Source organism: Janthinobacterium psychrotolerans (assembly GCF_001677885.1).
Classification (GTDB): domain Bacteria; phylum Pseudomonadota; class Gammaproteobacteria; order Burkholderiales; family Burkholderiaceae_D; genus Janthinobacterium; species Janthinobacterium psychrotolerans.
This window is the reverse complement of the sequence record NZ_LOCQ01000060.1, coordinates 230413-253949: the sequence shown is the minus strand read 5'-3', so window position 1 is coordinate 253949 and position 23537 is coordinate 230413. Positions and strand designations below refer to the sequence as shown.

Here is a 23537-nt window from a genome sequence, read left to right as displayed (position 1 = left end):
GAGCGCTGTCACCGGAGAGACCATGCTGCATATTATCGACGACGAAGAAGTAGTGCGCGATTCCCTGTCCTGGCTGGCCGCCTCGCGCAGCATCGAGGCACGCAGCTACGCCAGCGCACAGCAGTTCCTCGACAGCCTCGACGGCAGCTTTGACGAACAGGGCGACTGCGTGCTGCTCGATGTGCGCATGCCCGACATGAACGGCATCGCCCTGTTCGACCTGCTGGTCAAGCGCGACCTGGCGGCGCGCCTGCCGGTGATTTTCCTGACCGGCCATGGCGACGTGCCGATGGCGGTCGACAGCCTGAAACGCGGCGCCCTCGATTTCTTTGAAAAGCCGTTCAACGACAACGACCTGATGGACCGGGTGCAGCAGGGCCTGGCCAGCTCGCGCCAGGCCGGCGAACTGGCCGCCGTGCACGCCCGCCTGGCCACCCTGTCGACGCGCGAGCGCGAAGTGCTGGACCTGATTTTGGCCGGCAAGATGAACAAGGTGGTGGCCGACAAACTCGGCATCAGCATGCGCACGGTGGAAGTGCACCGCGCGCATATCTTCGACAAGATGCAGGTCAAGACGGCGGTGGAGCTGGCGGGGTTGTTGAAGTAGAACCTTGGCCGTCAAGTTAGCGTCCCTGCGCCTTGAGTACACCCGCAAAGCGAATTACAACCTTGGTCGCCAGCACGGGCACACCGGGCCAAGCGGGCCTGAAAAATGTCGAGGGCAAGGCGCAGCGACGAAGACAGTACGCATGTACGGCGAGGAGCTGCAACGCCGCCATCGGCATTTTCTCGGGCCCGCGTCTCCGGCCCGCTGTTGATCCTGGCCTTGATTACTCGTCGTGACGTTCATGATGCTCGGCCGCCCCATGCTTCCAGTAACTGGCCACATGCAAATGCTGCCTGGGCACGCCGGCGTCGATGAAATGAGCGCGCAAACCCTTTACCTGCGCATGCTCGCACGCCACCCACACAAAACCGTCGCCGTCCTGCGGCAAGGCGATCCGCTGCAGCGCTTCCAGCAATAGCGCACCCTGGCGGCCATTGCGCCCGACCCAGTGGAAATCGGCCTGCGCCCGAGATTCGAGCGCCAGCTGCTCGCCATCGTCGACGGTTTCAATCACTGCAATCGCGCGCGCGCCGGCCGGCAGCTGCTCCAGGCGGCGGGCGATCGCCGGCAGCGCCGTCTGGTCGCCGACCAGCACATACCAGTCGAAGTCGAGCGGCACCACCATCGAGCCGCGTGGACCACCGACGCCCAGGGTCTGGCCTGGCGCCGCCTGCGCGGCCCAGGTCGACGCCGGCCCGTCGCCATGCAGCACGAAGTCGATCTCGAGTTCGCCCTTGACGGGGTCGTGGCGGCGCGGCGTGTAGTTGCGCGCGACCGGACGCGCGCCTTCGGCGTACTCGATCGGATTGGCGCCCTGGCCCAGCGCCGGCAACACCGGCTGCGTGTCGCCGGGCGCCGGGAAAAACAATTTGACGTGGTCGTCGTGCGAGGGCGACACAAAGCCGTCCAGGTCGGCGCCGGCCAGGATGATGCGGCGCATGTGCGCCGTCAGTTCTTCGGTGCGCACCACCGTCAGTACGCGCAGTTTCAATGCATGGCGCAGGCGTTCGATGGTGTGCGTGCGCTGGGGAGTGCTGGATGCGTCTGTCATGTCCTGTCCTTGGTCGGTGGGGTTCAGTGGCTGTCGACGATGTCGTTGGCGGCTTTTTCCAGGATGGCGGCGACCCGTTCCGTCTGCTCCTCGCTCCAGCTGGTTTTATTGAGCAGCAGCGCGTGCTTGAGCGTGTGCATGGCCTGGTGCAGGCGTTCGGGCAGCGCGCGGCGCGCCTGCATGCGGGCCACCATGTCGAGGCGGGCGAAAATGCCGTCGACCTGCGCGCGGTTGGCATCGAGGTGAGCGCGGCCCGGTTCGGTGATGGTGTAGAGCTTCTTGCCGCTGCCGCTGTCGGACGACGTCACCTGGTCCTGTTCTTCGAGCAAGGTCAAGGTCGGGTAGACGGCGCCCGGGCTCGGGGCATAGGCGCCGGCGCAACGCTCTTCGATGGCCTTGATGATTTCATAGCCATGGCGCGGGCTGATTTCGATCAGCGCCAGCACGATCAAAGGCAGGTCGCCGCGGCCAAACACGCGTTCGGCGCGTTCGCCGCGCCCGCCAGGACCGCCACGGCCCATGCCGTCGCCGCGTTCGCCGCCGTCAAAGCCGCCGCCGCGCGGGCCGCGGCCGTGCAGTTCCATGCGCTCGTGTTGATGATGGTGGTGGTGGTGATGGCGATGCTGGCCGTGTTCTGTGTGCTGTGAGTTTCTCATGTTTTCTCTTCTTTAAAGATATATCGTTAGTAGGTATCGTCATTTTATAACGATATATCGATAAGTCAAGAAAAAGAAATGTAACCGTTTCACTCCACGCCGTGCAGGGCCAGCGCCCACGCCACATGTTCACGCACGATTGCCGACGGATGGTCGCGCCGCGACAGCAGCGCCGCCACGATATCGGGCTGGCCTTTGGCCTTGGCCGCCGCATTGCCCATGCCGACGGCCAGGTTGCGCAGCCAGCGTTCGTGGCCGATGCGGCGGATCGCGCTGCCTTCCATGCGGCGGTTGAATTCCTCTTCGGTCCAGGCGAACAAGTCGACCATGCCGGCGCTGCCCAGGCTATGGCGCTCGTCGAAGTCGGGCACCACGGCGCGCTGGGCGAACTTGTTCCACGGGCAGACGGTCTGGCAATCGTCGCAGCCATACACCTTGTTGCCGATCAGCGGGCGCATCTCGACCGGAATTGCACCCTTCAATTCGATGGTGAGGTAAGAGATGCAGCGGCGCGCATCGAGCCGGTGCGGCCCCAGAATCGCCTGCGTCGGGCAAACGGTAATGCAGGCCGAACACTGGCCGCAGCGCGGCGTTTCGGGCGCATCGACCGGCAGCGGCACGTCGACCAGGATCTCGCCGAGAAAAAAGAAGGAGCCGCCCTGGCGGTTGATCAGCAAGGTGTGCTTGCCGCGCCAGCCCAGCCCCGCCTTGGCCGCCAGTTCGACCTCCATCACGGGCGCCGAATCGCTGAACACGCGGTAGCCGAAGTCGCCGATCTCGCCCCTGATGCGCTCGGCCAGCTGCTGCAGGCGCGAACGCATCACCTTGTGATAATCGCGGCCACGCGCATACACCGAGATCACGGCCGCCGACGGGTCGGCGTCGCGCGCCGCTTCGTGTGCGCGCCAGTCGGGACCCAGCGCCGGCGGCAGGTAGTTCATGCGCGCGCTGATGGCGCGCACCGTGCCCGGCACCAGTTCGGCCGGACGCGCACGCTTCATGCCATGGCCGGCCATGTATTCCATCTCGCCGTGATACCCTGCGTCCAGCCAGGCCTGCAAGGGCGCCTCCATGTGCGCCAGGTCGACATCGGCGATGCGCACCTCGGCAAAACCGAGCTCGCGCCCCCATAGCTTGATGGCGTGCGCTAAAGCGGCGAGATCGGTGACGGTGGCGGACATAGGAAACTTTACGAAGTGCGGCAGGGGCGCTGGCGGTTACAATGACAGATGCGCGCGGGCGCAGGCTGCCTCCATTTTATGCGATACCGAAGACTATGACCGAACACTTCAAAGCCCATCTCCACGACGAAGCCGGCACGGCCGCGCTGGGCGCCGCCCTGGCGCGTGCGCTGGCGCCGGGACTGGCGATCTATCTGCACGGCGACCTGGGCGCCGGCAAGACGGCCCTGACGCGCGCGCTGCTGCACGCGGCCGGCCATGCGGGCCATGTAAAAAGTCCCACGTATACTTTGTCCGAACCGTATTCGGTACAGCTGGGCGGCCAGGCCGTGCAGGTGATCCACTTCGACCTGTACCGCATGGGCAGCGCCGAAGAATTCCTCGACGCCGGTTTTCGCGAGGACTTCGACGGCCATAACATCTGCATCATCGAGTGGCCTGAAAAAGCGTATCCGGTGCTGCCCGCCGCCGACCTCGATATTTACCTGAGCGTGGCGGGACAGGGCCGTGATGTAGAATTGCAAGCGTCTTCTGAATTGGGTCTGTCATGCCTCCACCGTCTCACCTTCGCCCCGAACCTTTGATATCGTCGCCGGTCACACGGCGTACGGTACTGAAGGCCGGCGGCACCCTGCTGTTGTCCGTGTTCGCGCCGATGTCGGCGATGGCGGCGCAAATTCTCGCCGTGCGCGTCTGGCCGGCCGACGACTACACCCGCGTCACGCTGGAAAACGACAGCATCCTGAAAGCCACCCACTTCATCGTGAAAGACCCGGAGCGCCTGGTGGTCGACATCGAGGGACTGGAACTCAATCCCACGCTCAAGGGCCTGGTGGCCAAGATCCAGTCGAACGACCCGTATATCAAGCAGGTGCGCGTGGGCCAGAACCGGCCGCACGTGGTGCGCCTGGTGTTCGACCTGAAGGAGGAAGTGCGCCCGCAGCTGTTTACCTTGCCGCCGGCCGGCTCCTACAACCACCGCCTGATCTTTGACCTGTACCCGGTGCAGGAACCGGACCTGATCGCGCAGATGATCGAAAAGGGCGACTGGTCGAGCGATCCGAACAAGCCTTTGATGACCGACACGCACACGCCGCCACCGGCGCTGCCGCTGCCCGACAGCGGCAAGCCGCCGCTGGTCGTGGTGATACCGGGCGTACCGGCCACGCCGACGCTGCCGGCGGTGCGCCCCGACCCGCGCCCGGAGCAGCGTCCCGAAGCGCGGCCCCAGCCCGGGCAAAAAGTGGTGCGCATGATTACCGTCGCGCTCGACCCTGGCCATGGCGGCGAAGATCCGGGCGCCAGCGGGCGCCGTGGCAGCCGTGAAAAAGACGTGGTGCTGGCCATTGCCAAGCGCCTGAAAGCCAAGCTCGAACTGCTGCCGAACATGCGCGTGATGCTTACGCGCGACGCCGACTTTTTCGTCCCGCTCGGCATGCGGGTGGAAAAGGCACGCAAGGTGCAGGCCGATCTGTTTGTCTCGATCCACGCCGACGCCTTCGTGCAGCCGACCGCGCGCGGCTCGTCGGTGTTTGCACTGTCCGAAAAAGGCGCCTCGTCGAGCGCGGCGCGCTGGCTGGCGGATAAAGAAAACCAGGCCGACCTGATCGGCGGCGTGAATGTGGGCAACCACGACAAGCAGCTGGCCAGCGTGCTGCTCGACCTGTCGACGACGGCGCAGATCAATGACAGCATGAAGCTGGGCGCGGCCGTGCTGCGCGAAATCGGCGGCATCAACCGCCTGCACAAGGGCTCCGTCGAGCAGGCCGGCTTCGCCGTGCTGAAAGCCCCGGACATCCCTTCCATCCTGATCGAGACCGCCTTTATCTCCAATCCGGAAGAAGAAGCCAAGCTGACCGACAACGGCTACCAGGACCAGATGGCCAACGCCATCGTCACCGGCATCAAGAACTACTTTGCGAAAAATCCGCCGCTGGCGAAAAGCCGCATGACCTGACAGGAACACAAGCATGAGCAAGCACACATTTGGCCAGCTGCCGGCCGTGACCATCCGCGCCGCCGATGGCGCGCAGGCGACGGTAACGCTGTATGGCGGCCACCTGGTGTCGTGGCGCAGCGGCGATGGCCGCGAACGCCTGTTCTGCAGCCGGGAGTCAAAACTCGACGGCAGCCGCGCCATCCGTGGCGGCGTGCCGGTGATCTTCCCGCAGTTCGGCGCGCGCGGCGCCGGCATGCGCCACGGCTTTGCCCGCGTGGCGACCTGGCGGCAAGCGGCCAGCGGCACCGACAACGGCGCCGCCTGGGCCGAATTCAGCTTGACCCAGGACGACCTGCCGCCGGCGATCGCCGCCGCCTGGCCGTTCGACTTCGCCCTGCGCCTGCGGGTGGCGGTGCAGGCATCATCGCTGGAGATCAGCCTCGCCGTGCACAACACGGGCAGCCAGCCGTTTCCGTTTTCGGCCGCCCTGCACAGCTATTTTGCCGTCGAACAGCTGGACCAGGCGCGCATTACCGGCCTGCAGCGCGTGCGCTATTCGGAAGAGACGCCGCCGGACGCATTGCAGGCGGAAGAGGTGCTGCAGTTTGCCGGCAAGCTCGATCGCATCTATCACCAGTTGCCCGGCCCCTTGCAGCTCGAATCGGGCGGCGACACCCTGCGCCTGGCGCAGCAGGGCTTTACCGATGCGGTGGTGTGGAATCCGGGCGCCCAGGACGCCAGCGCCCTGCCCGACCTGGCCGACGACGAGTACACGCGTTTTGTCTGCGTCGAAGCGGCCCTGATCCAGCCGGACCTGCTGGCCGCCGGCGCCAAGTGGCACGGCAGCACGCAGCTCGCTTTCATTTAATTCGATTCCTTGATGATGCGGCCGTTGGTCGCTTGTAACGGTCGCGCATTCAAGGGATACAGCCGGCTGAACAGCGCCATCTGCGCCGCCGACGCCTGCACCGGCTGCTTCATCACCAGCCACAGCACGTTCTCGCTGCATGGCGGCTCCGTCATCGATCCCATGTAGGTGTAATAATCGCGCCGCGCCGGCACCATCTCCATCGGGTCGAGCAGTATCGACGGGCTCATGGTGTCGAATTTTTCCAGCGGCAGGTTGTTCCACACGGTCTGGATGGTCGCCTGCGGCGTGCCGCGTTCGAGCATCAGCGCCAGGATCGCCTGCCGGCCTTCGGCGTCGCGGTGCACCAGGTGCACCACCATCTCATAGGTCTTGCCATTGATGCGGTCTTCCGACGGCCGGTGAAAGTGAAACTGCTGCAGTTCGAACATGCGGTTCTGCACCGTGATGTAATTGCCGCTGCCCACGCCCACCTGCACCGTGTGGCCATTGTCGACCACGTTGAACGACGACGGGTGGTAGTCAAAGCTGATCTGCTCCAGTTCGACCTTCATGCCGTCGCGGATATCGATCGGCGACTGGCGGTTGCCGCTGCCGCACTTGCCCCAGTCCACATTGATCTTGCTCCAGTTGGCCGGTCCGCTGTCGCCTTCGTACGACCAGTGCGTGCCGCGCGCTACCGGTGGCGGCGCTGGCGGCACGGCCTTGGTGACGGTGGTGTGCCTGGCGCGGGCGGCCGCGCGCGCCGCTTGCGTCGCGCGCATTTCGGCCAGGCGCGCCGCGATGCGTGCCGACAGATCGACTTCGGCCGCCTCTTCCTTGTCGCGCGCGGTCGGCGCCACAGTGACGGGCGGCTTGCCCTTGACGGACTCGGTCAGGGTTTTCATGGCGGCGGCGCGTTCGGATGCCGACGCGGGAGCGGACGCCGAGGCGGCCGTCTTGCCGGCGGGGACCAGCGGCGTGGGGGCATCTTTGGCGCTTGCCATCGCCGTCATCACGGCCAGGCTGCAAGCTAACAGGGCGCTCAAGTGTCGCATGGAAATCCACAAAGTAAGAGTACTCTCTGGTTTACGGCTGGAAACATCCAAAACTTGAATGCCGGGCGAAGGACAACAGGACAAACAGAGGGGAAAAGCCGGCTCCGGGCGCGATTGCCACGGAGCCGTTTGCTGCGATCAAGCCGACCTGGCCGTCATTTTCTTGTACAGTTTCCAGAGGCCGCCCAGCACCACCGGCACCACGGCCGCGCCCACGCCGATCAGCACGATCAGGGTCAGGTGGTCGCGGATCCACGGAATATTGCCGAAGAAGTAGCCGGCCGTCACCAGGCCCACCACCCACAGCAGGGCGCCGGTGATGTTGTACATCTGGAAGCGCGCATGGGTCATGTCGGAAATGCCGGCCACGAATGGCGCAAAGGTGCGCACCACCGGCACGAAGCGCGCCAGGATAATCGTCTTGCCGCCATGCTTTTCAAAAAAATCATGCGTGCGGCGCATGGCGTCCTTGTTGATCCAGCGGTAATCGTGGGTAAACACCCGTTGCCCGATCGCCTCGCCTATCCAGTAGTTGAGGGTATTGCCGGTAATGGCGGCCGTGACCAGCAGGGCGATCAGCAGTCCCAGGTGCATCTGGCCGGTCGCGCAGAATGCGCCGGCGATAAACAGCAGCGTATCTCCAGGAAAGAAAAACAGCACCACCAGGCCTGTTTCACAAAAAATAATGGCAAATAACACCGCATACACGAGCGTGCCGTACTGTTCAATCAAGATGCCGAGTGTCTTGTCGACATGGACGATCATGTCGAGGAATTGCACAAAATCCATATTTTTTTCCCTAAAGGTAGCGGCGGAATCATACACCACCGGGCTTGTACGACGGCAGTCCCGGGCCCGATATTTTATGATTAGTTTTTCAGCGCCCGGGCGGGTATGGCATGCGGCATCACAATTTAAGGCCAGGTTAAGGAAAGCGGCGCCGGGCGGCCTTGCGGCGCGACAGGCGGGCGCGCTTTTGCAGCATGCTTTTCGTTCCGAAATATTGCCATTCCGGTATACACTTTCCAGCGGGCGCAAGCCGCGCCAGCCAGGAGAGACCATGCGACTGAACCACCTCACGACATTGACCATCGCCGCCGCCATCAGCGCCGCGCTGCCGTCCCTGCACGCCGCCACTATCCGTGCGCCGGCAGAATTGCCCGCCAAACCAACCGTGGCCGACGCCGTCAAGGCCTCCACCCCGGCCGACTGGCGCGCGCTGGACCCGGCCAATACCCTGTACATGGATATTCCGGCCGGGCGCATCGTGATCGAACTGGCACCCGAGTTCGCGCCGCAGCACGTGGCCAATATCAAGGCGCTGGTGGCCGAGCAGTATTACGACGGCCTGGCCATCACGCGCGCGCAGGACAACTGGGTGGCGCAATGGGGCGACCCGGACGAAAAGAACCCGAAAGCCATCCGCCACGCACAGCGCACCCTGCGCGGCGAATTCACCGTGCCCATGACAACCGTCACCAGCTTCACGCGCCTGCCCGACGCCGACGGCTATGCGCCGCAAGTCGGTCACAGCAACGGCTTTCCTTCGGCGCGCGACCCGAAAAGCGGCACGGCCTGGCTGACGCACTGCTACGCCACCGTTGGCGTGGGCCGCGACGTGGGCAGCGACAGCGGCGGCGGCACGGAACTGTACGCCGTCATCGGCCAGTCGCCGCGCCACCTGGACCGCGACATCACCGTGGTCGGGCGGGTGGTCGCCGGCATGCCCCTGCTGTCGACCCTGCCGCGCGGCGCCGGGCCGATGGGCTTTTATGACAGCCCGGACAAAAACGTGCCGATCAGGTCGATCCGCCTGGCGGCCAGCCTGCCTGCGGAGCAGCGCGTGCAAATGGAAGTGATGCGCACCGACAGCGCCGCCTACCAGGCCGTGCTGGAAGCCCAGCGCAACCGCGGCGGACCGTGGAGCAAGGTGCAGGCCGGCCATCTGGACTTGTGCAATGCGCCGATACCGGTACGCGAGGTGGCGAAATAAGCGCCACGCTATAATCACGGCATGAACGCTCCCATCACGCCCCACCGTCCGATCCAGGCCCTGCCTGACCAGCTGATTTCGCAAATCGCCGCCGGCGAGGTGGTCGAGCGGCCGTCGGCGGTGGTCAAGGAGCTGCTGGAAAACGCGCTCGACTCGGGCGCGACGCAGATCACGGTGCGCCTGGAAGAAGGCGGCGTGAAACGCATCGCGATCACCGACAACGGCCGCGGCATCGCCCAGGATCAGCTGCCGCTGGCCCTGGCGCGCCACGCCACCTCAAAAATCGCCTCGCTGCACGACCTGGAAAACGTGGGGACGCTGGGCTTTCGCGGCGAGGCGCTGGCGTCGATCGCCTCGGTGGCGGCCGTGACCGTCACCTCGCGCACGGCGGACGCGGCCCATGCCTGGGAAATCGTCGGCTCGCACAATGGCACGGTCGCGCCCTCGTCGGGCGCGCCAGGCACCACGGTCGACGTGCAGGACCTGTATTTCAACACCCCCGCGCGGCGCAAATTTTTAAAGTCGGAGCAGACCGAATACGGCCACTGCGCCGAAGTCGTGCGCCGCATTGCGCTGGCGCGGCCCGACGTCTCGTTTTCGCTGTCGCACAATGGCCGCACCATCGACCAGTGGAATATCAGCGAGCTGGCCAGGCGCAGCGCGCACATCCTCGGCAATGACTTTGCCGAAGCGCGCCTGGCGCTCGACGAGTCGGCCGGCAGCCTGCGCCTGCACGGCTTTGCCGGCCTGCCGACGGCGTCGAAGGCGCGTGCCGATGGCCAGTTCTTTTATGTCAACGGCCGCTTCGTGCGCGACAAGCTGCTGGTGCACGCGGTGCGCATGGCCTACCAGGACGTGCTGCACGGCGACCGTTTTCCCTCGTATGTGCTGGCGCTCGACCTCGATCCCTCGCTGGTCGACGTCAATGTGCACCCGTCGAAGATCGAAGTGCGCTTCCGCGACAGCCGCTCGGTGCACCAGTTCGTCTTCCACGCGGTGCAGCGCGCGCTGGCGCAAACCTCGGCCACCGCCTTTGGCAGCGTGCCGGCGCCGTTGCCGGCCGCGTCCAGCCTGGGCGGTGATACTGGCGCTGGCTTGGGTGGTACCAGCGGGCCGGGCCTGTGGCGCCGCGAACAGACGCAGACGTCGTTCGGCGCGCAGTTCACCAATACCTATGCGCCCGCGCCCGCTGGCGGCAGCATGCCCTTCTTTGCCGACGCGCCAGGGGTAGCCCAGGACACGGCCGCCTATGGTGCGCTGTTCGCCGGTTCGCCTTCGCCCGTCACGCAAGTACAGCCCTATGTCGCCTCGGCCGAAGCGATGGCGCGCGAAGAGTATCCGCTCGGCTTTGCGCTGGCCCAGCTGCACGGTATTTATATCCTGGCGCAAAACACCAAGGGCCTGGTGCTGGTCGACATGCACGCGGCCCACGAACGCATCCTCTACGAGCAGCTGAAAAACGCGCTGCAGGCGCAGGTGTCGGGCCAGGACATGCAGGTGCAGGCCTTGCTGATCCCCGTGACGTTCTACGCCGACGCGATCGAAGTGTCGACCGCCAATGAAAACCAGGACACGTTAAAGGCGCTGGGTTTCGATATCGCCGCCCTCTCGCCCACCACGCTGGCCGTGCGCAGCGTGCCGACCCTCTTGAAAAACGCCGACGCGCAGACCCTGGCGCGCGACGTGCTGCGCGACGTGCGCGAATACGGCGGCTCGCGCGTGCTGATCGAGCGCCAGAACGAACTCTTGGGCACCCTCGCCTGCCACACGGCCGTGCGCGCCAACCGCATCTTGTCGATCCAGGAAATGAACGCCCTGCTGCGCCAGATGGAAAGCACCGAGCGCGCCGACCAGTGCAACCATGGGCGGCCGACCTGGGTGCAGGTCGAGATCAATGCCTTGGACAAGCTCTTCCTGCGCGGCCAGTAGGTCGGCGCAGGTCGGCGTAGGTCGGCGTAGGTCGGCTTAGCGCAGCGTAAGCCGACATTACACAGCATGCACCAAACAGCCCCGCCTCCGCAGCGTCGGATTACGCTTGCGCTAATCCGACCTACCCTTATACAGATTCAATATGACCAACACTGCCTCCCTGCCCCCCGCCATCGCCATCATGGGCCCCACGGCCAGCGGCAAGACCGCCGCCGCCCTGGCCATCGCGCAGGCCATCCCGGCCGAAATCATCTCGGTCGACTCGGCCCTGGTCTACCGCGGCATGGATATCGGCACGGCCAAGCCGACCGCCGGGGAACTTGCGGCCGTGCCGCATCACCTGATCGATATCATCGACCCGCTCGACGCCTATTCGGTGGCGCAGTTCCGCAACGACACCTTGCGCCTGGTCAGCGAGATCACGGCGCGCGGCAAATTGCCGCTGCTGGTCGGCGGCACCATGTTGTACTTCAAGGGCCTGGCCGATGGCCTCGATGATTTGCCGGGTGCCGACGCGGCACTGCGGGTGCAACTGGAAGCGGACGCCGCCGCCATCGGCTGGCCCGCCATGCATGCACGGCTGGCCCAGCTCGATCCGCCCACGGCCGCGCGCCTGGCGCCGAACGACGCCCAGCGCGTCGGTCGCGCGCTGGAAATCATCGCCCTGTCGGGCCAGCCCATGTCGGCCCTGCTGGCGCGGCGCGAAAAAACCGTGCTGCCGTTCCGGCTGCAGTCCTTTGCGCTGGAGCCGTCCGACCGCGCCGTGCTGCACGCGCGCATCGCCGCGCGGTTTGACGCCATGCTGAAAGACGACGCCCTGCTCGATGAAGTGGACGGGCTGCGCCGGCGCGGCGACCTGCATCCGGGCCTGCCTTCGATGCGCTGCGTCGGCTACCGCCAGGCCTGGGACTACCTCGACGGGCGCATCGACCGCGCCGCCCTGCGCGAAACGGGCATTATCGCCACGCGCCAGCTGGCCAAGCGCCAGCTGACCTGGCTGCGCTCGATGCCCGAGCGCATCGTCATCGATTGCCTGGGCAAGGATACGGCCGGACAGATGCTGGCGCAGATCCAGGCCTTACTGAAATAGCACGGCGCGAAAAACCCACAGATTTTTTCGCGGCCGGCATTGACAAGGAAAACGGAAGACCGGATAATGCTCGGCTGTTGGGTGATATAGCTCAGTTGGTTAGAGCACAGCATTCATAATGCTGGGGTCGGTGGTTCAAGTCCACCTATCACCACCAAAGAACATCGATCAGGTTTTCCCCTGGTCAAAACCAGCATCCGGTCTGACCGGTCTGTTTGGTGATATAGCTCAGTTGGTTAGAGCACAGCATTCATAATGCTGGGGTCGGTGGTTCAAGTCCACCTATCACCACCAAGAATTTGCAGCATTGAATAACCCGCTTTTGCCTTGCGCAACAGCGGGTTTTTTCATGTCACACTGCCCTCTTCGCGCCTTGCTGGCGCAGCAACCCGGACTTGACCATGACTTGTGACCTGCCATCCGACTTTGCCGCGGAACGTGAACGCCTGCTCGATCCCGCCCACGACGAGCACGAGGACATCATCGGCTATCTGCAGGATTACCCGGACCCGGCCAGCGTACCGTATCTCAAACGCGCGATTGCCCTGAAGCCGGCGCTGGCGTATCTCGACTACGACGACTATGGCGCCTATTACAAAAAGTGCCTGTGGGCGCTGCAGGCGATCGGCACGGCCGAGGCCATTGCCGTAATACGGGAATGCGCATCGGCAGACGATGAAGCACTGCGCGCGCAGGCGCTGTACCGGCTTGAGCGGATCGCTCAGTGATTGTCACCGAACTAACTGAGAAAACTGGATTTACAAAAAAAATCTGTTAGAGAGTCACTTCAGCGAATGAAAGCAATTCGCATGTTCGAAGATCGACCTGGCTTTGGAGGCTGGTGGCGTGTGGGACAGTTATATAAAATGGGTTTGATGATGAAATACGTCAGAAGTACATCTAATTCAACAAATTAGGATGACGAGCTGCAGATCCTCTCTTGCCGTTATCATTACTAGCGTGCCGTTCAGCCGGGGCCGAACGGCACGCAACGGCACTTACTCCCAGGCTTCCTTGCCCGGACGCGGTTTGCCCACCAGCAGCAAAGCGCCCAGGGTCAGCAAGGCGGCCAGGGACAGGTAGTAACCCACGTATTGCAAGCCGTAGTTGGTGCCCAGCCAGGTGGCGATATACGGCGCCAGCGAGGCGCCCAGGATGCCGGCCAGGTTGAAGGTCAGCGAGGCGCCCGTGTAGCGCACTTCCGGCGGGAACAGTTCCGACAGCATGGTGCCCAGCGGACCATAGGTCATGCCCATCAGGCCCAGGCCGACGGCCATGAACAGGGTCACCTCCCAGGTCACGCCCGAACCGAACATGGGCGCGAGCACCAGGCCGAAGACGGCGATGGCGACCGAGACCCAGATCAGGGTCGCGCGGCGGCCGCGGCGGTCCGCCAGGATGGCCGAGAACGGGATTGTCAGCGCGAAGAACAGCACGGCGAACAGTTGCACGATCAAAAATTCCTTGCGCGTGAAGCCCAGCTTGGTCGTACCCCAGCTCAGTGCGAACACCGTCATCAGGTAGAACAGCACGAAGGTGGCCAGCGCCACGATGGTGCCCAGGAACAGCATGCGGCCGTGCTGGCGGAACACGGTGGCCACCGGCAGTTTGACGCGCTCGTTCTTGTCGAGCACTTTCTGGAAGTCCGGTGTTTCCGTGATCTTCAGGCGCACATACAGGCCGACGATCACCAGGAGCGCGCTGGCCAGGAAGGGAATGCGCCAGCCGTAGCTGAAGAACTGCTCTTCGGTCAGGGTTTCGCTCAGCAGCAGGAAGATGCCGCCCGACAGGAAAAAGCCGATCGGCGCGCCCAGCTGCGGGAACATGCCGTACCAGGCGCGCTTGCCCGGTGGCGCGTTTTCCGTCGCCAGCAGCACCGCGCCGCCCCATTCGCCACCCAGGCCCAGGCCCTGGCCGAAGCGGCACAGCGCCAGCAGCAGCGGCGCCATGGTGCCGATCGCGGCATAGGTCGGCAGCAGGCCGATAATCACGGTGGAAATACCCATCGTCAGCAGCGCCGCGACCAGGGTCGCCTTGCGGCCGATGCGGTCGCCATAATGGCCGAACACGGCCGAGCCGATCGGACGCGCAAAAAAGGCGATGGCGAAGGTGGCCAGCGATTGCAGCACGGCGGCCGACGGGTCGCCGGCGGGGAAGAACAGTTTCGGGAACACCAGCACGGCGGCGGTGGCGTAGATATAGAAGTCGAAGAACTCGATGGTGGTGCCGATCAGGCTGGCAAACAGCACGGTGCGCGGTGAATTTTTCTTGGGGGTGATGCTGGGCTTACTCATGTACTGCGCTCCTTGGGGAGGGTGTCTAAAGGCCATTCTCTGGATGTTTGTTCAGGCAGCAGCACGGCGCGTTGTCTCGACGCGTCGCTGGCATATCATAGCCGCGCGCGGTCGCGTTTGCTGCGCATTTGCTACTTATTTGCTGCGCAATGTGCAAACAAAAAACAACGGTCGTGCGCAATCCGGGGATCCGGGGCACGGCAGGAAGGGCGTCAGGGGATGAGGACGTGTGTCAGCGCCCGGCGATTGCCAGGCATTTCCGTACCAGACCTGCGCGTGGCATCGCGGCATCGGTCATTTGTGGTGAATCCTTGCCTGCGGCCGCCCGCGGTGGGGCCGGCCGTGATGATCGCGCCTGCATCTTTCGAGGGATGCGGTTGATCTTGCTGTATGGATTCATGATACGCGTAGTGGTGCACTGCGGCAAGAAAGTTGTTTGGGGTCAGACCCTCAATGCCGCTAACTCGGCGGCTTGCGCCAGCGCTCGCGCGGGGCCGCCCCCAGATTTCGCTTGCTTACACATCAATCAGCGACAAGGCCTGCCCGATCTCGCGGCTGTCGAGCGGGCGCACCAGGCGCGCCACTTCCTGGCCGTCCTGCAAAAAAATCAGGGTCGGCCACAGCTTGACCCGGAACGAGCGGCCCAGCGCGCGGCCGCTGCCGTCTTCCACGCGCAAGTGCGCAACGTCGGGGTGCTGCTCAAAGGCGGCCGCCAGCGGTGCGTCGGTGGCGCGGCAATGGCCACACCAGCCGGTGCCGAACTCCAGCAAGGCCGCACCCGGCAAGGCGTCGATCTCGGCGCGCGTGGGCTGGGCCACGGCATAGGTTTTGCTCATCATTGCTGTCTCCTTGAAAAAAGCCCGCCTGACGACGATGCATCAAGCGCTCCGGCTACGCTGTGCGGCAGACCGCTTTACACCACTTTCAGGCGCAGTTCGCCCAGACCGGTGATGGCGCCGACCAGTTCGTCGCCGCGCCGCACCGCCGCCACGCCGGCCGGCGTGCCCGTGTAGATCAGATCGCCCGGCTGCAAGGTAAAGTAAGTGGACAGGTCGGCGATGGTTTCGGCCACGTTCCAGATCAGCTTGTCGATGGTGCTGCTTTGCCGTACGGCGCCATTGACCTGCAGCGTGATGGCCGCATTGCCGATCTCGCCGGCCTGGTCGGCCGGGGTGATCGGGCCGATCGGCGCCGAGTGTTCAAACGCCTTGCCGGTATCCCAGGGCCGGCCCAGCTTCTTGGCCGCGCCCTGCACGTCGCGCCGCGTCATGTCCAGGCCAATCGCATAACCCCACACATGCGCCATTGCCTGCTCGACGGCAATGTCCTTGCCGCCCTTGCCGATCGCCACCACCAGTTCCATCTCGTGCTGGAAGTCTTCGGTCTGCGCCGGATACGGCAGTTCGCCGGTGGCGCCAGCCGCCACCGGCAGCACGGCGTCGGCCGGCTTCATGAAAAAGAACGGCGCCTCGCGGCCGGTATGGCCCATTTCCTGGGCGTGGTCGACGTAATTGCGGCCCACGCAATAGATGCGGTGGACGGGAAACAGGGCCTCTTGGCCGGCGACGGGAACGGCGGCCTGCAGCGGTGCGGCGAAAACATACGACATGGTCTCTCCTGGATAATCGGGTAAAAAAAATGGCAGCCATTACGCTGCCATTTTCTGAATGCTTATTCTACGACCTTTACGCGCTTATTTCAGCAGGCCCGAACGGCTCGGGTCCGGCATGCGGATGGCGACGATAAACGAAATCAGACACATGATGGTCACGTACCAGTAGAAATACTCTTCCACGTGCCAGGCCTTGAACTGCAGCGCCACGTATTCGGCCGAACCGCCGAACATGGCGTTGGCGACCGCGTACGACAGGCCCACGCCCAGCGCGCGCACTTCGACCGGGAACATCTCGGCCTTGATCAGGCCGCTGATCGAGGTATAAAAGCTGATGATGGCCAGCGCGATGATGATCAGGCCGAACGCCGCATACGGGCTGGAAATATCTTTCAGAGCATGCATGATCGGCAGCACGCACAGGGTGGCCAGGCCGCCGAAGAACAGCATCGAGGTGCGGCGGCCGATACGGTCCGACAGGGCGCCGAACACCGGCTGCAGGATCATGTAGACCAGCAGGGCGCAGGTCATGACGGCGCTGGCCGTCTTGGTGTCCATGCCGGCCGTGTTGACCAGGTATTTCTGCATATAGGTGGTGAAGGTGTAGAACACCAGCGAGCCGCCAGCCGTAAAGCCCAGCACGGTGATAAAGGCGCGCTTGTGCTTGAGCAAACCGCGCAGGCTGCCCGCGTCCTTGTCCTTGCGCTCGCTGGCGGTGGTGGTTTCCGTCAGCGACTTGCGCAGGTTCAGCGACACCAGCGCGGCCAGGGCACCGAACACGAACGGGATGCGCCAGCCCCAGGCACGCAGCTCTTCCAGGGTCAACAGTTGCTGCAGCACCACCAGCACCAGCAAGGCCAGCAACTGGCCGCCGATCAGGGTGACGTACTGGAACGAGGCAAAAAAGCCGCGCTTGCCCGATTCCGACACTTCGCTCATGTAGGTGGCGCTGGTGCCGTATTCGCCGCCGACCGACAGGCCCTGGAACAGGCGCGCCACCAGCAGCAGGAACGGCGCGAACGCGCCGATGGTGTCATAGGTGGGCATGACGGCGATCATCAGGGAGCCGCCGCACATCATCAGCACGGAAATCATCATCGACTGGCGGCGGCCGTATTTGTCGGCGATGCGGCCGAACAGCCAGCCGCCAACCGGGCGCATCAGGAAACCGGCGGCAAAGATGCCGGCCGTTTGCAGCAGCTGCGTGGTCGGGTTACCGGATGGGAAAAAGGCGTGCGAGAAATACAGGGCGCAGAAGGAGTAAATATAGAAATCGAACCATTCCACCAGGTTGCCGGATGAGGCGCCGATAATGGCCTTGATGCGTTGCTGGGATGTCAGCTGCGCAACGTCGTGCGGTGTGTCATGTGTCATATGCGTCTTCTTGTCCATGTAAAAAAACCAATACCAGCTCGGGTTTGCGGAGCTGGCTTGTCATCATACGCGCTGAAAACGCGATACGCAGGCGCCGTGCATACGCATAAATACGTATCACAGGCCAGCTGATCAGACTCTTTCCAGCACCAGCGCGATGCCCTGGCCGACGCCGATGCACATGGTGCACAGCGCGTAGCGGCCACCCGTGCGGTGCAGCTGGTTGACGGCCGTCATGGCCAGCCGCGCGCCCGAAGCGCCCAGCGGATGGCCGAGCGCAATCGCGCCGCCGTTCGGGTTGACGCGCGGGTCGTCGTCGCGCACGCCCAGCTGGCGCAGCACGGCCAGGCCTTGCGCGGCAAACGCTTCATTCAGTTCGATCACGTCGAAGTCCGCCATCGTCAGGCCCGTCATGGCCAGCACTTTCAGGGTCGCCGGCGCCGGGCCGATGCCCATGATGCGCGGCGCCACGCCGGCGGTGGCCATCGCCACCACGCGCGCGCGCGGCGTCAAACCGTGGCGGGCGGCGCTCGCTTCGTCGGCCAGCAGCAAGGCCACGGCGCCGTCGTTGACGCCGGAAGCATTGCCGGCTGTGACGGTGCCGTCAGGGCGCACCACCGGTTTCAATTTCGCCAGCGTTTCCAGGGTGGTGGCGCGCGGATGCTCGTCGCGCGTGACGATGACGGGGTCGCCCTTTTTTTGCGCGATGGTGACGGGGCAGATTTCGCTGTCGAACACGCCGGCGTCTTGCGCCGCCAGCGCCTTGGTCTGGCTGGCCAGCGCCATCAGGTCCTGATCAAGCCTGCTGATGCCAAAATCGCTGGCCACGTTTTCCGCCGTCTCCGGCATCGAATCGACGCCATATTGGGCCTTCATCAGCGGGTTGACAAAGCGCCAGCCGATGGTGGTGTCTTCCATTTTCATGCCACGCGAAAAGGCGCTGTCGGCCTTGCCCATCACAAACGGCGCGCGGCTCATGCTTTCCACGCCACCGGCGATCATCAGGCCCGCTTCGCCGCTCTTGATAAAGCGCGCGGCGCTGCCGACGGCATCCAGGCCCGAGCCGCACAGGCGGTTCAGCGTGGCGCCCGGCACCGTGACGGGCAGGCCGGCCAGCAAGGCCACCATGCGCGCCACGTTGCGATTGTCTTCGCCGGCCTGGTTGGCGCTGCCGTACAGCACGTCGGTCACGGCTTCCCAGTCGACGTTCGGGTTGCGCGCCATCAGGGCGCGGATCGGCACGGCGCCGAGATCGTCGGCGCGCACGCCGGACAGGGCGCCGCCGTAGCGGCCGAAGGCGGTACGCTGGGCGTCACAGATAAAGGCTGCGGTCATGCTACTTTCCTCCAAGAAAGGTTCAGGATTAACGGGCGTCGCTCAGCGTCACCGGCGTCAAGGCCTGCAATTGTTCAAAGCTCAGGCCGTCGACCAGCTCGATCACGGCCGCACCCTGCGGCCCCAGGTCGATCACGGCCAGGTCGCTGTAGATGCGGCTGACGCAGCCGACACCGGTCAGCGGATAGGTGCAATGCTGCACCAGCTTGCTGTCGCCGGTCTTGGTCAGCAGTTCCATCATGACCCAGGTTTTTTTCGCGCCGATGGCCAGGTCCATCGCGCCGCCGACGGCCGGAATCGCGTCCGGCGCGCCGGTGTGCCAGTTGGCCAGGTCGCCGCTGGCGGACACCTGGAAGGCGCCCAGCACGCAAATGTCGAGGTGGCCACCGCGCATCATGGCAAAGCTGTCGGCATGGTGGAAATAGCTGCCGCCGGGCAGCAAGGTGACGGGCTGCTTGCCCGCATTGATCAGGTCGTAGTCTTCTTCGCCGGGCGCCGGCGCCGGACCCATGCCGATCACGCCGTTTTCGCTGTGCAAGATGATTTCGGCGCCGGCCGGCAGGTGGTTGGCCACCAGGGTCGGCAAGCCGATGCCCAGGTTCACCACGGATCCTTCATGGATGTCGGCCGCCACGCGGGCCGCCATCTGGTCTCGATTCCATTTGTTCATGTTGATTTCCCTTCAGGAAGCTTTGAAGCCGGCCGGGCCGGTGGCGGTGCGCGGCACTTGCACGATGCGCTGCACGAACAGGCCGGGCGTGATCACGTGTTCGGGATCGATGGCGCCCAGCTCGGCCACCTCGTGCACGGAAGCGATGCTCACTTTCGCGGCCATCGCCATGATGGGGCCGAAGTTGCGCGCCGTCTTGCGATAGGTAAGGTTGCCCCAGCGGTCGCCCTGCTCGGCCTTGATCAGTGCGAAGTCGGCGTGGATCGGCGACTCGAACACATACATGCGGCCGTCGATCTCGCGCGTTTCCTTGCCCTTGGCAAGTTCGGTGCCATAGCCGGTGGGGGTGAAAAAGCCGCCGATGCCGGCCCCGGCGGCGCGGATGCGTTCGGCCAGGTTGCCCTGCGGCACCAGTTCCAGTTCCAGCTTGGCGGCGCGGTACAAAGCGTCGAACACGTGCGAGTCGGCCTGGCGCGGGAACGAGCAGATGATTTTGCGCACTTGCCCGTTTTTCAGCAAGGCGGCCAGGCCCGTGTCGCCATTGCCGGCATTGTTGTTGACGATCACCAGGTCGCGCGCGCCATGGGCGATCAGGCCGTCGATCAGCTCGGCCGGCTGGCCGGCGCCGCCGAAGCCGCCAATCATGATGGTGGCGCCATCGTGGATATCGGCCAGCGCCTCGCTGACGCTGGTACGGAGTTTATCGATCATGCGCTGTCTCCTGGTTGGAATCCGTTAATTTGTTCTTTATACGAACAAATATTCGTATTTAGAACATAATCATGAGAATATGCCTGTTCGGCGTGCTTGTCAATTTGCCGTTCGCCCACGCCGCCTGGCTATAATTGCCACCTTGATCGACTGGAATGCTTATGAACGAGCACAGCACTACCCTCCTCGCCGCCGAAGACACCCCGCGTCCCGGCGACAGCTATGTGCAGTCGTTTGCGCGCGGACTGGCCGTGCTGCGCAGCTTTGGCGCGCAGGCGCCGCAGCAAACCCTGAGCGAAGTGGCCGAGCGGGCGCAGCTGACGCGGGCCGGCGCGCGACGCATCCTGCTGACCTTGCTGCAACTCGGTTATGTGGAAGCGGACGGCCGCCTGTTCCGGCTGACGCCCAAGGTGCTGGACCTCGGCTACGCCTATCTGTCGTCCTTGCCGATCTGGACCCAGGCCCAGCCGTTGCTGGAGGAGCTGATGCAGGCGTTGCGCCAGTCGTGTTCGGCCACCGTGCTCGACGGCGACGATATCGTGTATGTGGTGCGGCTGTCGGCGCACCGCACCATGTCGATCAACCTCGGCATCGGCAGCCGCCTGCCGTCCTACTGCACCTCGATGGGCAGAGTCTTGCTTTCAAACCTGGCGCCGGATGCGCTGCGCGCGCGGCTATCCAATATGGCCTTGTTGAAAGTCACGCCGGCCACCAAGGTCGATATCGAGGCGCTGATGGAAGAGATCGCGCAAGTGCGGCGCCAGGGCTGGTGCCTGGTGCAGGAGGAGCTGGAACAGGGACTGGTCGCGCTGGCCGCGCCGGTGTTCGACCGCAGCGGCAAGATCGTCGCGGCGATCAATGTCAGCGGCCAGGCGGCCGGGCCGTCGGTGGCCCAGCTGATGGAACAGAGCTTGCCGAAACTGCTGGAGACGGCAAGCCGGGTCAGTGCGCTGATCAAGGTCCAGCAATAAATACTATTTCTTGAATTTTGCGCACGGGTCGGGCCGTGGCTGCGCCGGCATGCTCTGCGTCAGGTCGAAGGCGCCCGGATAGCTGTTGCCCGGTTCCAGGTAGCCGATCGCGCGCACATTGAGCTGCGGGTCGGCGATTTTCAGCCAGCGCGGCACCCCGATATCCTTGCGCACATGGCCATTGCCGGCGAACAGCACCACATCGCGCGGCGCCTGGTCGCGGATCAGCTTGGCCATCCAGATATCGCGCGCCACCTGGGCGTTGACCATGCCGTCGATCATCATGTCGGGCAACATGCCGCAATGGCCGTCCTGGATTTCCTTCTTCTGCGCCCCGACGATGTCGGCCGGTATCGGCGCGGCCAGATAGGTGCTCACCATGGCCGGCGTCATCGACCATTTCACGCCATCGCGCACGACGCGCGAAGCATCGGAGCGCGACAGGTTGGCGGCGATCAGCGGCAACTGGTAGCTGATGGCCAGGTCGAGCACGGGGCGGTACAAGCTCCAGTCCCAGCGCGGCTGTTCCATCACGCGGATGATGCACTCGGGGTCGGCGCAATCGCGCGCCGCGCGCGTCAGCAAAGGCTGGGTTTCGCGGTCGAACTGTTCCATGGCGATGGCCGGACGCCAGCCGGCGGCCACGCGGCGGCGCAATTCGTCGAAGCGCAAACGGTGGCCCTGGGCATTGTCGTGTACTTCCCCCAGCAGCAGCACTTGCGGGTTGGGCAGGCTGTCGGCCACCGGCACGGGTGCGGGCGGCGGCGAGTTTTTCAGCAGGCCGCCGCAGGCGGCCAGCGCCAGCACGCCGCACAATACAGTCACACGTGCGCCGGTGCGCAAGATCAGGGTGTTCATGATAGGGAGTTCCTGGAATGGCGATGCGCCAGATTGTACCGTCTCAGGCCGTAGCGCGAGCAGCTTTGCGGCGTTCCAGCGCTTCAAAGACCAGCATGCCCGCCAGCATGGCGCCGACAAAGATCCACGCCTGCGGCCGCCAGGTCAGCAAGGACGCCAGCGCCGGCCCCGGACAAAAGCCGGCGATGCCCCAGCCGGCGCCAAAGGCCAGGCTGCCCAGCAGCAAGCGGCGGTCGATGGCGTGCGCGGTGGGCAGTTGCATGGCCTCGCCCAGCAAGGCGGTGCGGCGGCGCCGCGCCAGCCAGAAAGCCGGCATGGCCACCACGATGGCGCCAAGCATGACCAGCGCCAGCGACGGGTCCCAGCTGCCCGCCAGGTCCAGGAAGCCGAGTACTTTCGCCGGATTGCTCATGCCGGAAATCAACAGGCCGATGCCAAACACCAGGCCGCTCAACAGGGAAAACAGCAGTCTCATGTGTTATACCAGCGCATGGCGCAACAGATACACTGTGACAAAGCCGGCCGCCATAAAGGCGATGGTGGCGGCCAGCGAGCGCGGCGACCAGCGCGACAGGCCGCACACGCCATGGCCGCTGGTGCAGCCGGCGCCATAGCGCACGCCGACGCCCACCAGCAGGCCGGCAACGATCAATGCCGGCGTACCCGCTTCGATGGTCGCCGCGGGCAAGGCCTGGAACAGCAAGTAGGCCAACGGGCTGGCCAAGAGGCCGGCCACGAAAGCGACGCGCCAGGCCAGGTCGCCGTGGCGCGGGCGCAGCAGGCCGCCGACGATGCCGCTGATGCCGGCGATGCGGCCATTGAACAGGATCAGCACGGCCGCGGCCAGGCCGATCAGCATGCCGCCGGCCAATGAAGTCCATGGAGTGAAGTGCTGCCAGGCGATCTGCATTGATCAGTCCGCCTCGTCGTTGAACACGGGGCGCGGCGCGCAAAATTGCGCGTACAACACCTGCAGCACGGCCAGCACGGCGGGGCTGGCGACACGGTAATAGATTTGCTTGCCGTCGCGGCGGGTGGCCACCAGCATGTCTTCGCGCAGCACGCCCAGCTGCTGCGACAGGGTCGGCTGGCCGATGCCGGTGCGCTGCTCCAGGTCGCTGACGCAATGCTCGCCATGCGTGAGCTGGCACAGCAGCATCAAGCGGTCGGCATTGCCCATGGCTTTCAGCAGCGCACTGGCTTTATAGGCGGACGCGCGCATGGCGTCGAGATTCAACGGCGCAGGCAGTTCCTGCGCTTGCAAGGTGTCCATCATGCCCTCCCACAGGCGTGGTCTTCATCACGGCAGCCGCCAGGACGGTGGCGCCTGAACAATATACTAATCGATATATTGTTTGCGT

General features: G+C 64.6%; 25 protein-coding genes and 2 tRNA genes. 11 read left to right on the top strand and 16 right to left on the bottom strand.

Annotated elements, in window-relative coordinates; translation table 11 throughout:
• Window positions 1-22: 22 nt before the first annotated feature.
• Window positions 23-607 carry a response regulator transcription factor gene (locus ASR47_RS21330; protein WP_065309799.1) on the top strand — a complete coding sequence of 195 codons (585 nt, stop codon included), beginning with the start codon at window positions 23-25 and terminating at the stop codon, window positions 605-607.
• Between the two features lie 223 nt (window positions 608-830).
• On the opposite strand, the gene ASR47_RS21325 is transcribed toward ASR47_RS21330, so the two are convergent.
• The 3 genes from ASR47_RS21325 to queG form a co-directional block, all read right to left on the bottom strand.
• On the bottom strand, window positions 831-1658 hold the full coding sequence (locus tag ASR47_RS21325; RefSeq protein ID WP_065309798.1) for a siderophore-interacting protein: 828 nt from the start codon (window positions 1656-1658) through the stop codon (window positions 831-833).
• 23 nt (window positions 1659-1681) lie between these two features.
• Entirely contained in the window at window positions 1682-2314 is a 633-nt protein-coding gene (locus tag ASR47_RS21320) for a PadR family transcriptional regulator (protein ID WP_082989077.1), read from the bottom strand.
• Between the two features lie 89 nt (window positions 2315-2403).
• Complete coding sequence (gene queG / locus ASR47_RS21315; protein WP_065309796.1) at window positions 2404-3495, bottom strand: tRNA epoxyqueuosine(34) reductase QueG; 1092 nt, start codon at window positions 3493-3495, stop codon at window positions 2404-2406.
• A 95-nt stretch (window positions 3496-3590) separates the two neighbouring features.
• On the opposite strand from queG, the gene tsaE reads away from it, so the two are divergent.
• The 3 genes from tsaE to ASR47_RS21300 are packed head-to-tail and all read left to right on the top strand — an operon-like array spanning window position 3591 to window position 6302.
• Window positions 3591-4079, top strand: coding sequence for a tRNA (adenosine(37)-N6)-threonylcarbamoyltransferase complex ATPase subunit type 1 TsaE (gene tsaE, locus ASR47_RS21310; RefSeq protein ID WP_065309795.1), 489 nt, complete (start codon window positions 3591-3593; stop codon window positions 4077-4079).
• Entirely contained in the window at window positions 4043-5452 is a 1410-nt protein-coding gene (locus ASR47_RS21305) for an N-acetylmuramoyl-L-alanine amidase (protein ID WP_065309794.1), read from the top strand. The genes tsaE and ASR47_RS21305 overlap by 37 nt, the downstream gene beginning before the upstream one ends.
• Before the next feature lie 13 nt (window positions 5453-5465).
• A complete protein-coding gene (locus ASR47_RS21300) occupies window positions 5466-6302 on the top strand; it encodes a D-hexose-6-phosphate mutarotase (RefSeq protein ID WP_065309793.1) in 837 nt (278 codons plus the stop codon).
• Here ASR47_RS21300 and ASR47_RS21295 read toward each other — a convergent pair.
• Both ASR47_RS21295 and ASR47_RS21290 read right to left on the bottom strand, forming a co-directional pair.
• Entirely contained in the window at window positions 6299-7339 is a 1041-nt protein-coding gene (locus ASR47_RS21295; protein ID WP_065309792.1) for a carbonic anhydrase, read from the bottom strand. The two genes, ASR47_RS21300 and ASR47_RS21295, sit on opposite strands and share 4 nt — an antisense overlap.
• A gap of 138 nt (window positions 7340-7477) precedes the next feature.
• Window positions 7478-8128, bottom strand: a complete 651-nt coding sequence (locus ASR47_RS21290) for a VTT domain-containing protein (RefSeq protein WP_065309791.1) — start codon at window positions 8126-8128, stop codon at window positions 7478-7480.
• 271 nt (window positions 8129-8399) lie between these two features.
• Here ASR47_RS21290 and ASR47_RS21285 point away from each other — a divergent pair, with 271 nt between their 5' ends.
• From ASR47_RS21285 to ASR47_RS21260, 6 genes are all read left to right on the top strand, one after another.
• A complete protein-coding gene (locus tag ASR47_RS21285; protein WP_065309790.1) occupies window positions 8400-9332 on the top strand; it encodes a peptidylprolyl isomerase in 933 nt (310 codons plus the stop codon).
• A 21-nt stretch (window positions 9333-9353) separates the two neighbouring features.
• Window positions 9354-11261, top strand: coding sequence for a DNA mismatch repair endonuclease MutL (mutL, locus tag ASR47_RS21280; protein ID WP_065309789.1), 1908 nt, complete (start codon window positions 9354-9356; stop codon window positions 11259-11261).
• 142 nt (window positions 11262-11403) lie between these two features.
• The gene (miaA, locus tag ASR47_RS21275) at window positions 11404-12351 is read left to right on the top strand and encodes a tRNA (adenosine(37)-N6)-dimethylallyltransferase MiaA (RefSeq protein ID WP_065309788.1); all 948 of its coding nucleotides are present in this window, start codon (window positions 11404-11406) and stop codon (window positions 12349-12351) included.
• 80 nt (window positions 12352-12431) lie between these two features.
• A tRNA-Met gene (locus ASR47_RS21270) sits at window positions 12432-12508 on the top strand.
• 60 nt (window positions 12509-12568) lie between these two features.
• Window positions 12569-12645: transfer RNA gene (locus ASR47_RS21265), tRNA-Met, on the top strand.
• 107 nt (window positions 12646-12752) lie between these two features.
• Window positions 12753-13079, top strand: a complete 327-nt coding sequence (locus ASR47_RS21260; protein WP_150127910.1) for a hypothetical protein — start codon at window positions 12753-12755, stop codon at window positions 13077-13079.
• 270 nt (window positions 13080-13349) lie between these two features.
• On the opposite strand, the gene ASR47_RS21255 is transcribed toward ASR47_RS21260, so the two are convergent.
• The 7 genes from ASR47_RS21255 to ASR47_RS21225 form a co-directional block, all read right to left on the bottom strand.
• Window positions 13350-14645 (bottom strand): MFS transporter, encoded by a 1296-nt coding sequence (locus ASR47_RS21255; RefSeq protein ID WP_065309786.1) that lies wholly within the window; start codon window positions 14643-14645, stop codon window positions 13350-13352.
• A 515-nt stretch (window positions 14646-15160) separates the two neighbouring features.
• Window positions 15161-15481, bottom strand: a complete 321-nt coding sequence (locus ASR47_RS21250; RefSeq protein WP_065309962.1) for a thioredoxin family protein — start codon at window positions 15479-15481, stop codon at window positions 15161-15163.
• A gap of 77 nt (window positions 15482-15558) precedes the next feature.
• Entirely contained in the window at window positions 15559-16254 is a 696-nt protein-coding gene (locus ASR47_RS21245; RefSeq protein ID WP_065309785.1) for a fumarylacetoacetate hydrolase family protein, read from the bottom strand.
• An 84-nt stretch (window positions 16255-16338) separates the two neighbouring features.
• Window positions 16339-17631: an MFS family transporter gene (locus tag ASR47_RS21240; RefSeq protein WP_150127909.1), complete on the bottom strand. Its 1293-nt coding sequence runs from the start codon at window positions 17629-17631 to the stop codon at window positions 16339-16341.
• A 132-nt stretch (window positions 17632-17763) separates the two neighbouring features.
• A complete protein-coding gene (gene pcaF, locus ASR47_RS21235) occupies window positions 17764-18966 on the bottom strand; it encodes a 3-oxoadipyl-CoA thiolase (protein WP_065309783.1) in 1203 nt (400 codons plus the stop codon).
• Between the two features lie 28 nt (window positions 18967-18994).
• A complete protein-coding gene (locus ASR47_RS21230; RefSeq protein ID WP_065309782.1) occupies window positions 18995-19636 on the bottom strand; it encodes a 3-oxoacid CoA-transferase subunit B in 642 nt (213 codons plus the stop codon).
• Window positions 19637-19648: 12 nt separating this feature from the next.
• A complete protein-coding gene (locus ASR47_RS21225) occupies window positions 19649-20347 on the bottom strand; it encodes a 3-oxoacid CoA-transferase subunit A (RefSeq protein WP_065309781.1) in 699 nt (232 codons plus the stop codon).
• 161 nt (window positions 20348-20508) lie between these two features.
• Here ASR47_RS21225 and ASR47_RS21220 point away from each other — a divergent pair, with 161 nt between their 5' ends.
• Window positions 20509-21318, top strand: coding sequence for an IclR family transcriptional regulator domain-containing protein (locus tag ASR47_RS21220; RefSeq protein ID WP_065309780.1), 810 nt, complete (start codon window positions 20509-20511; stop codon window positions 21316-21318).
• Between the two features lie 3 nt (window positions 21319-21321).
• Here the strand turns inward: ASR47_RS21220 and ASR47_RS21215 are convergent, their stop codons facing one another.
• The 4 genes from ASR47_RS21215 to ASR47_RS21200 are packed head-to-tail and all read right to left on the bottom strand — an operon-like array spanning window position 21322 to window position 23449.
• Complete coding sequence (locus tag ASR47_RS21215; RefSeq protein ID WP_065309779.1) at window positions 21322-22176, bottom strand: ChaN family lipoprotein; 855 nt, start codon at window positions 22174-22176, stop codon at window positions 21322-21324.
• Between the two features lie 43 nt (window positions 22177-22219).
• Window positions 22220-22651: a DUF6691 family protein gene (locus ASR47_RS21210; protein ID WP_065309778.1), complete on the bottom strand. Its 432-nt coding sequence runs from the start codon at window positions 22649-22651 to the stop codon at window positions 22220-22222.
• A gap of 3 nt (window positions 22652-22654) precedes the next feature.
• Window positions 22655-23086 carry a YeeE/YedE family protein gene (locus ASR47_RS21205; protein WP_065309777.1) on the bottom strand — a complete coding sequence of 144 codons (432 nt, stop codon included), beginning with the start codon at window positions 23084-23086 and terminating at the stop codon, window positions 22655-22657.
• Between the two features lie 3 nt (window positions 23087-23089).
• Window positions 23090-23449, bottom strand: coding sequence for an ArsR/SmtB family transcription factor (locus ASR47_RS21200; protein WP_065309961.1), 360 nt, complete (start codon window positions 23447-23449; stop codon window positions 23090-23092).
• Window positions 23450-23537 lie beyond the last annotated feature (88 nt).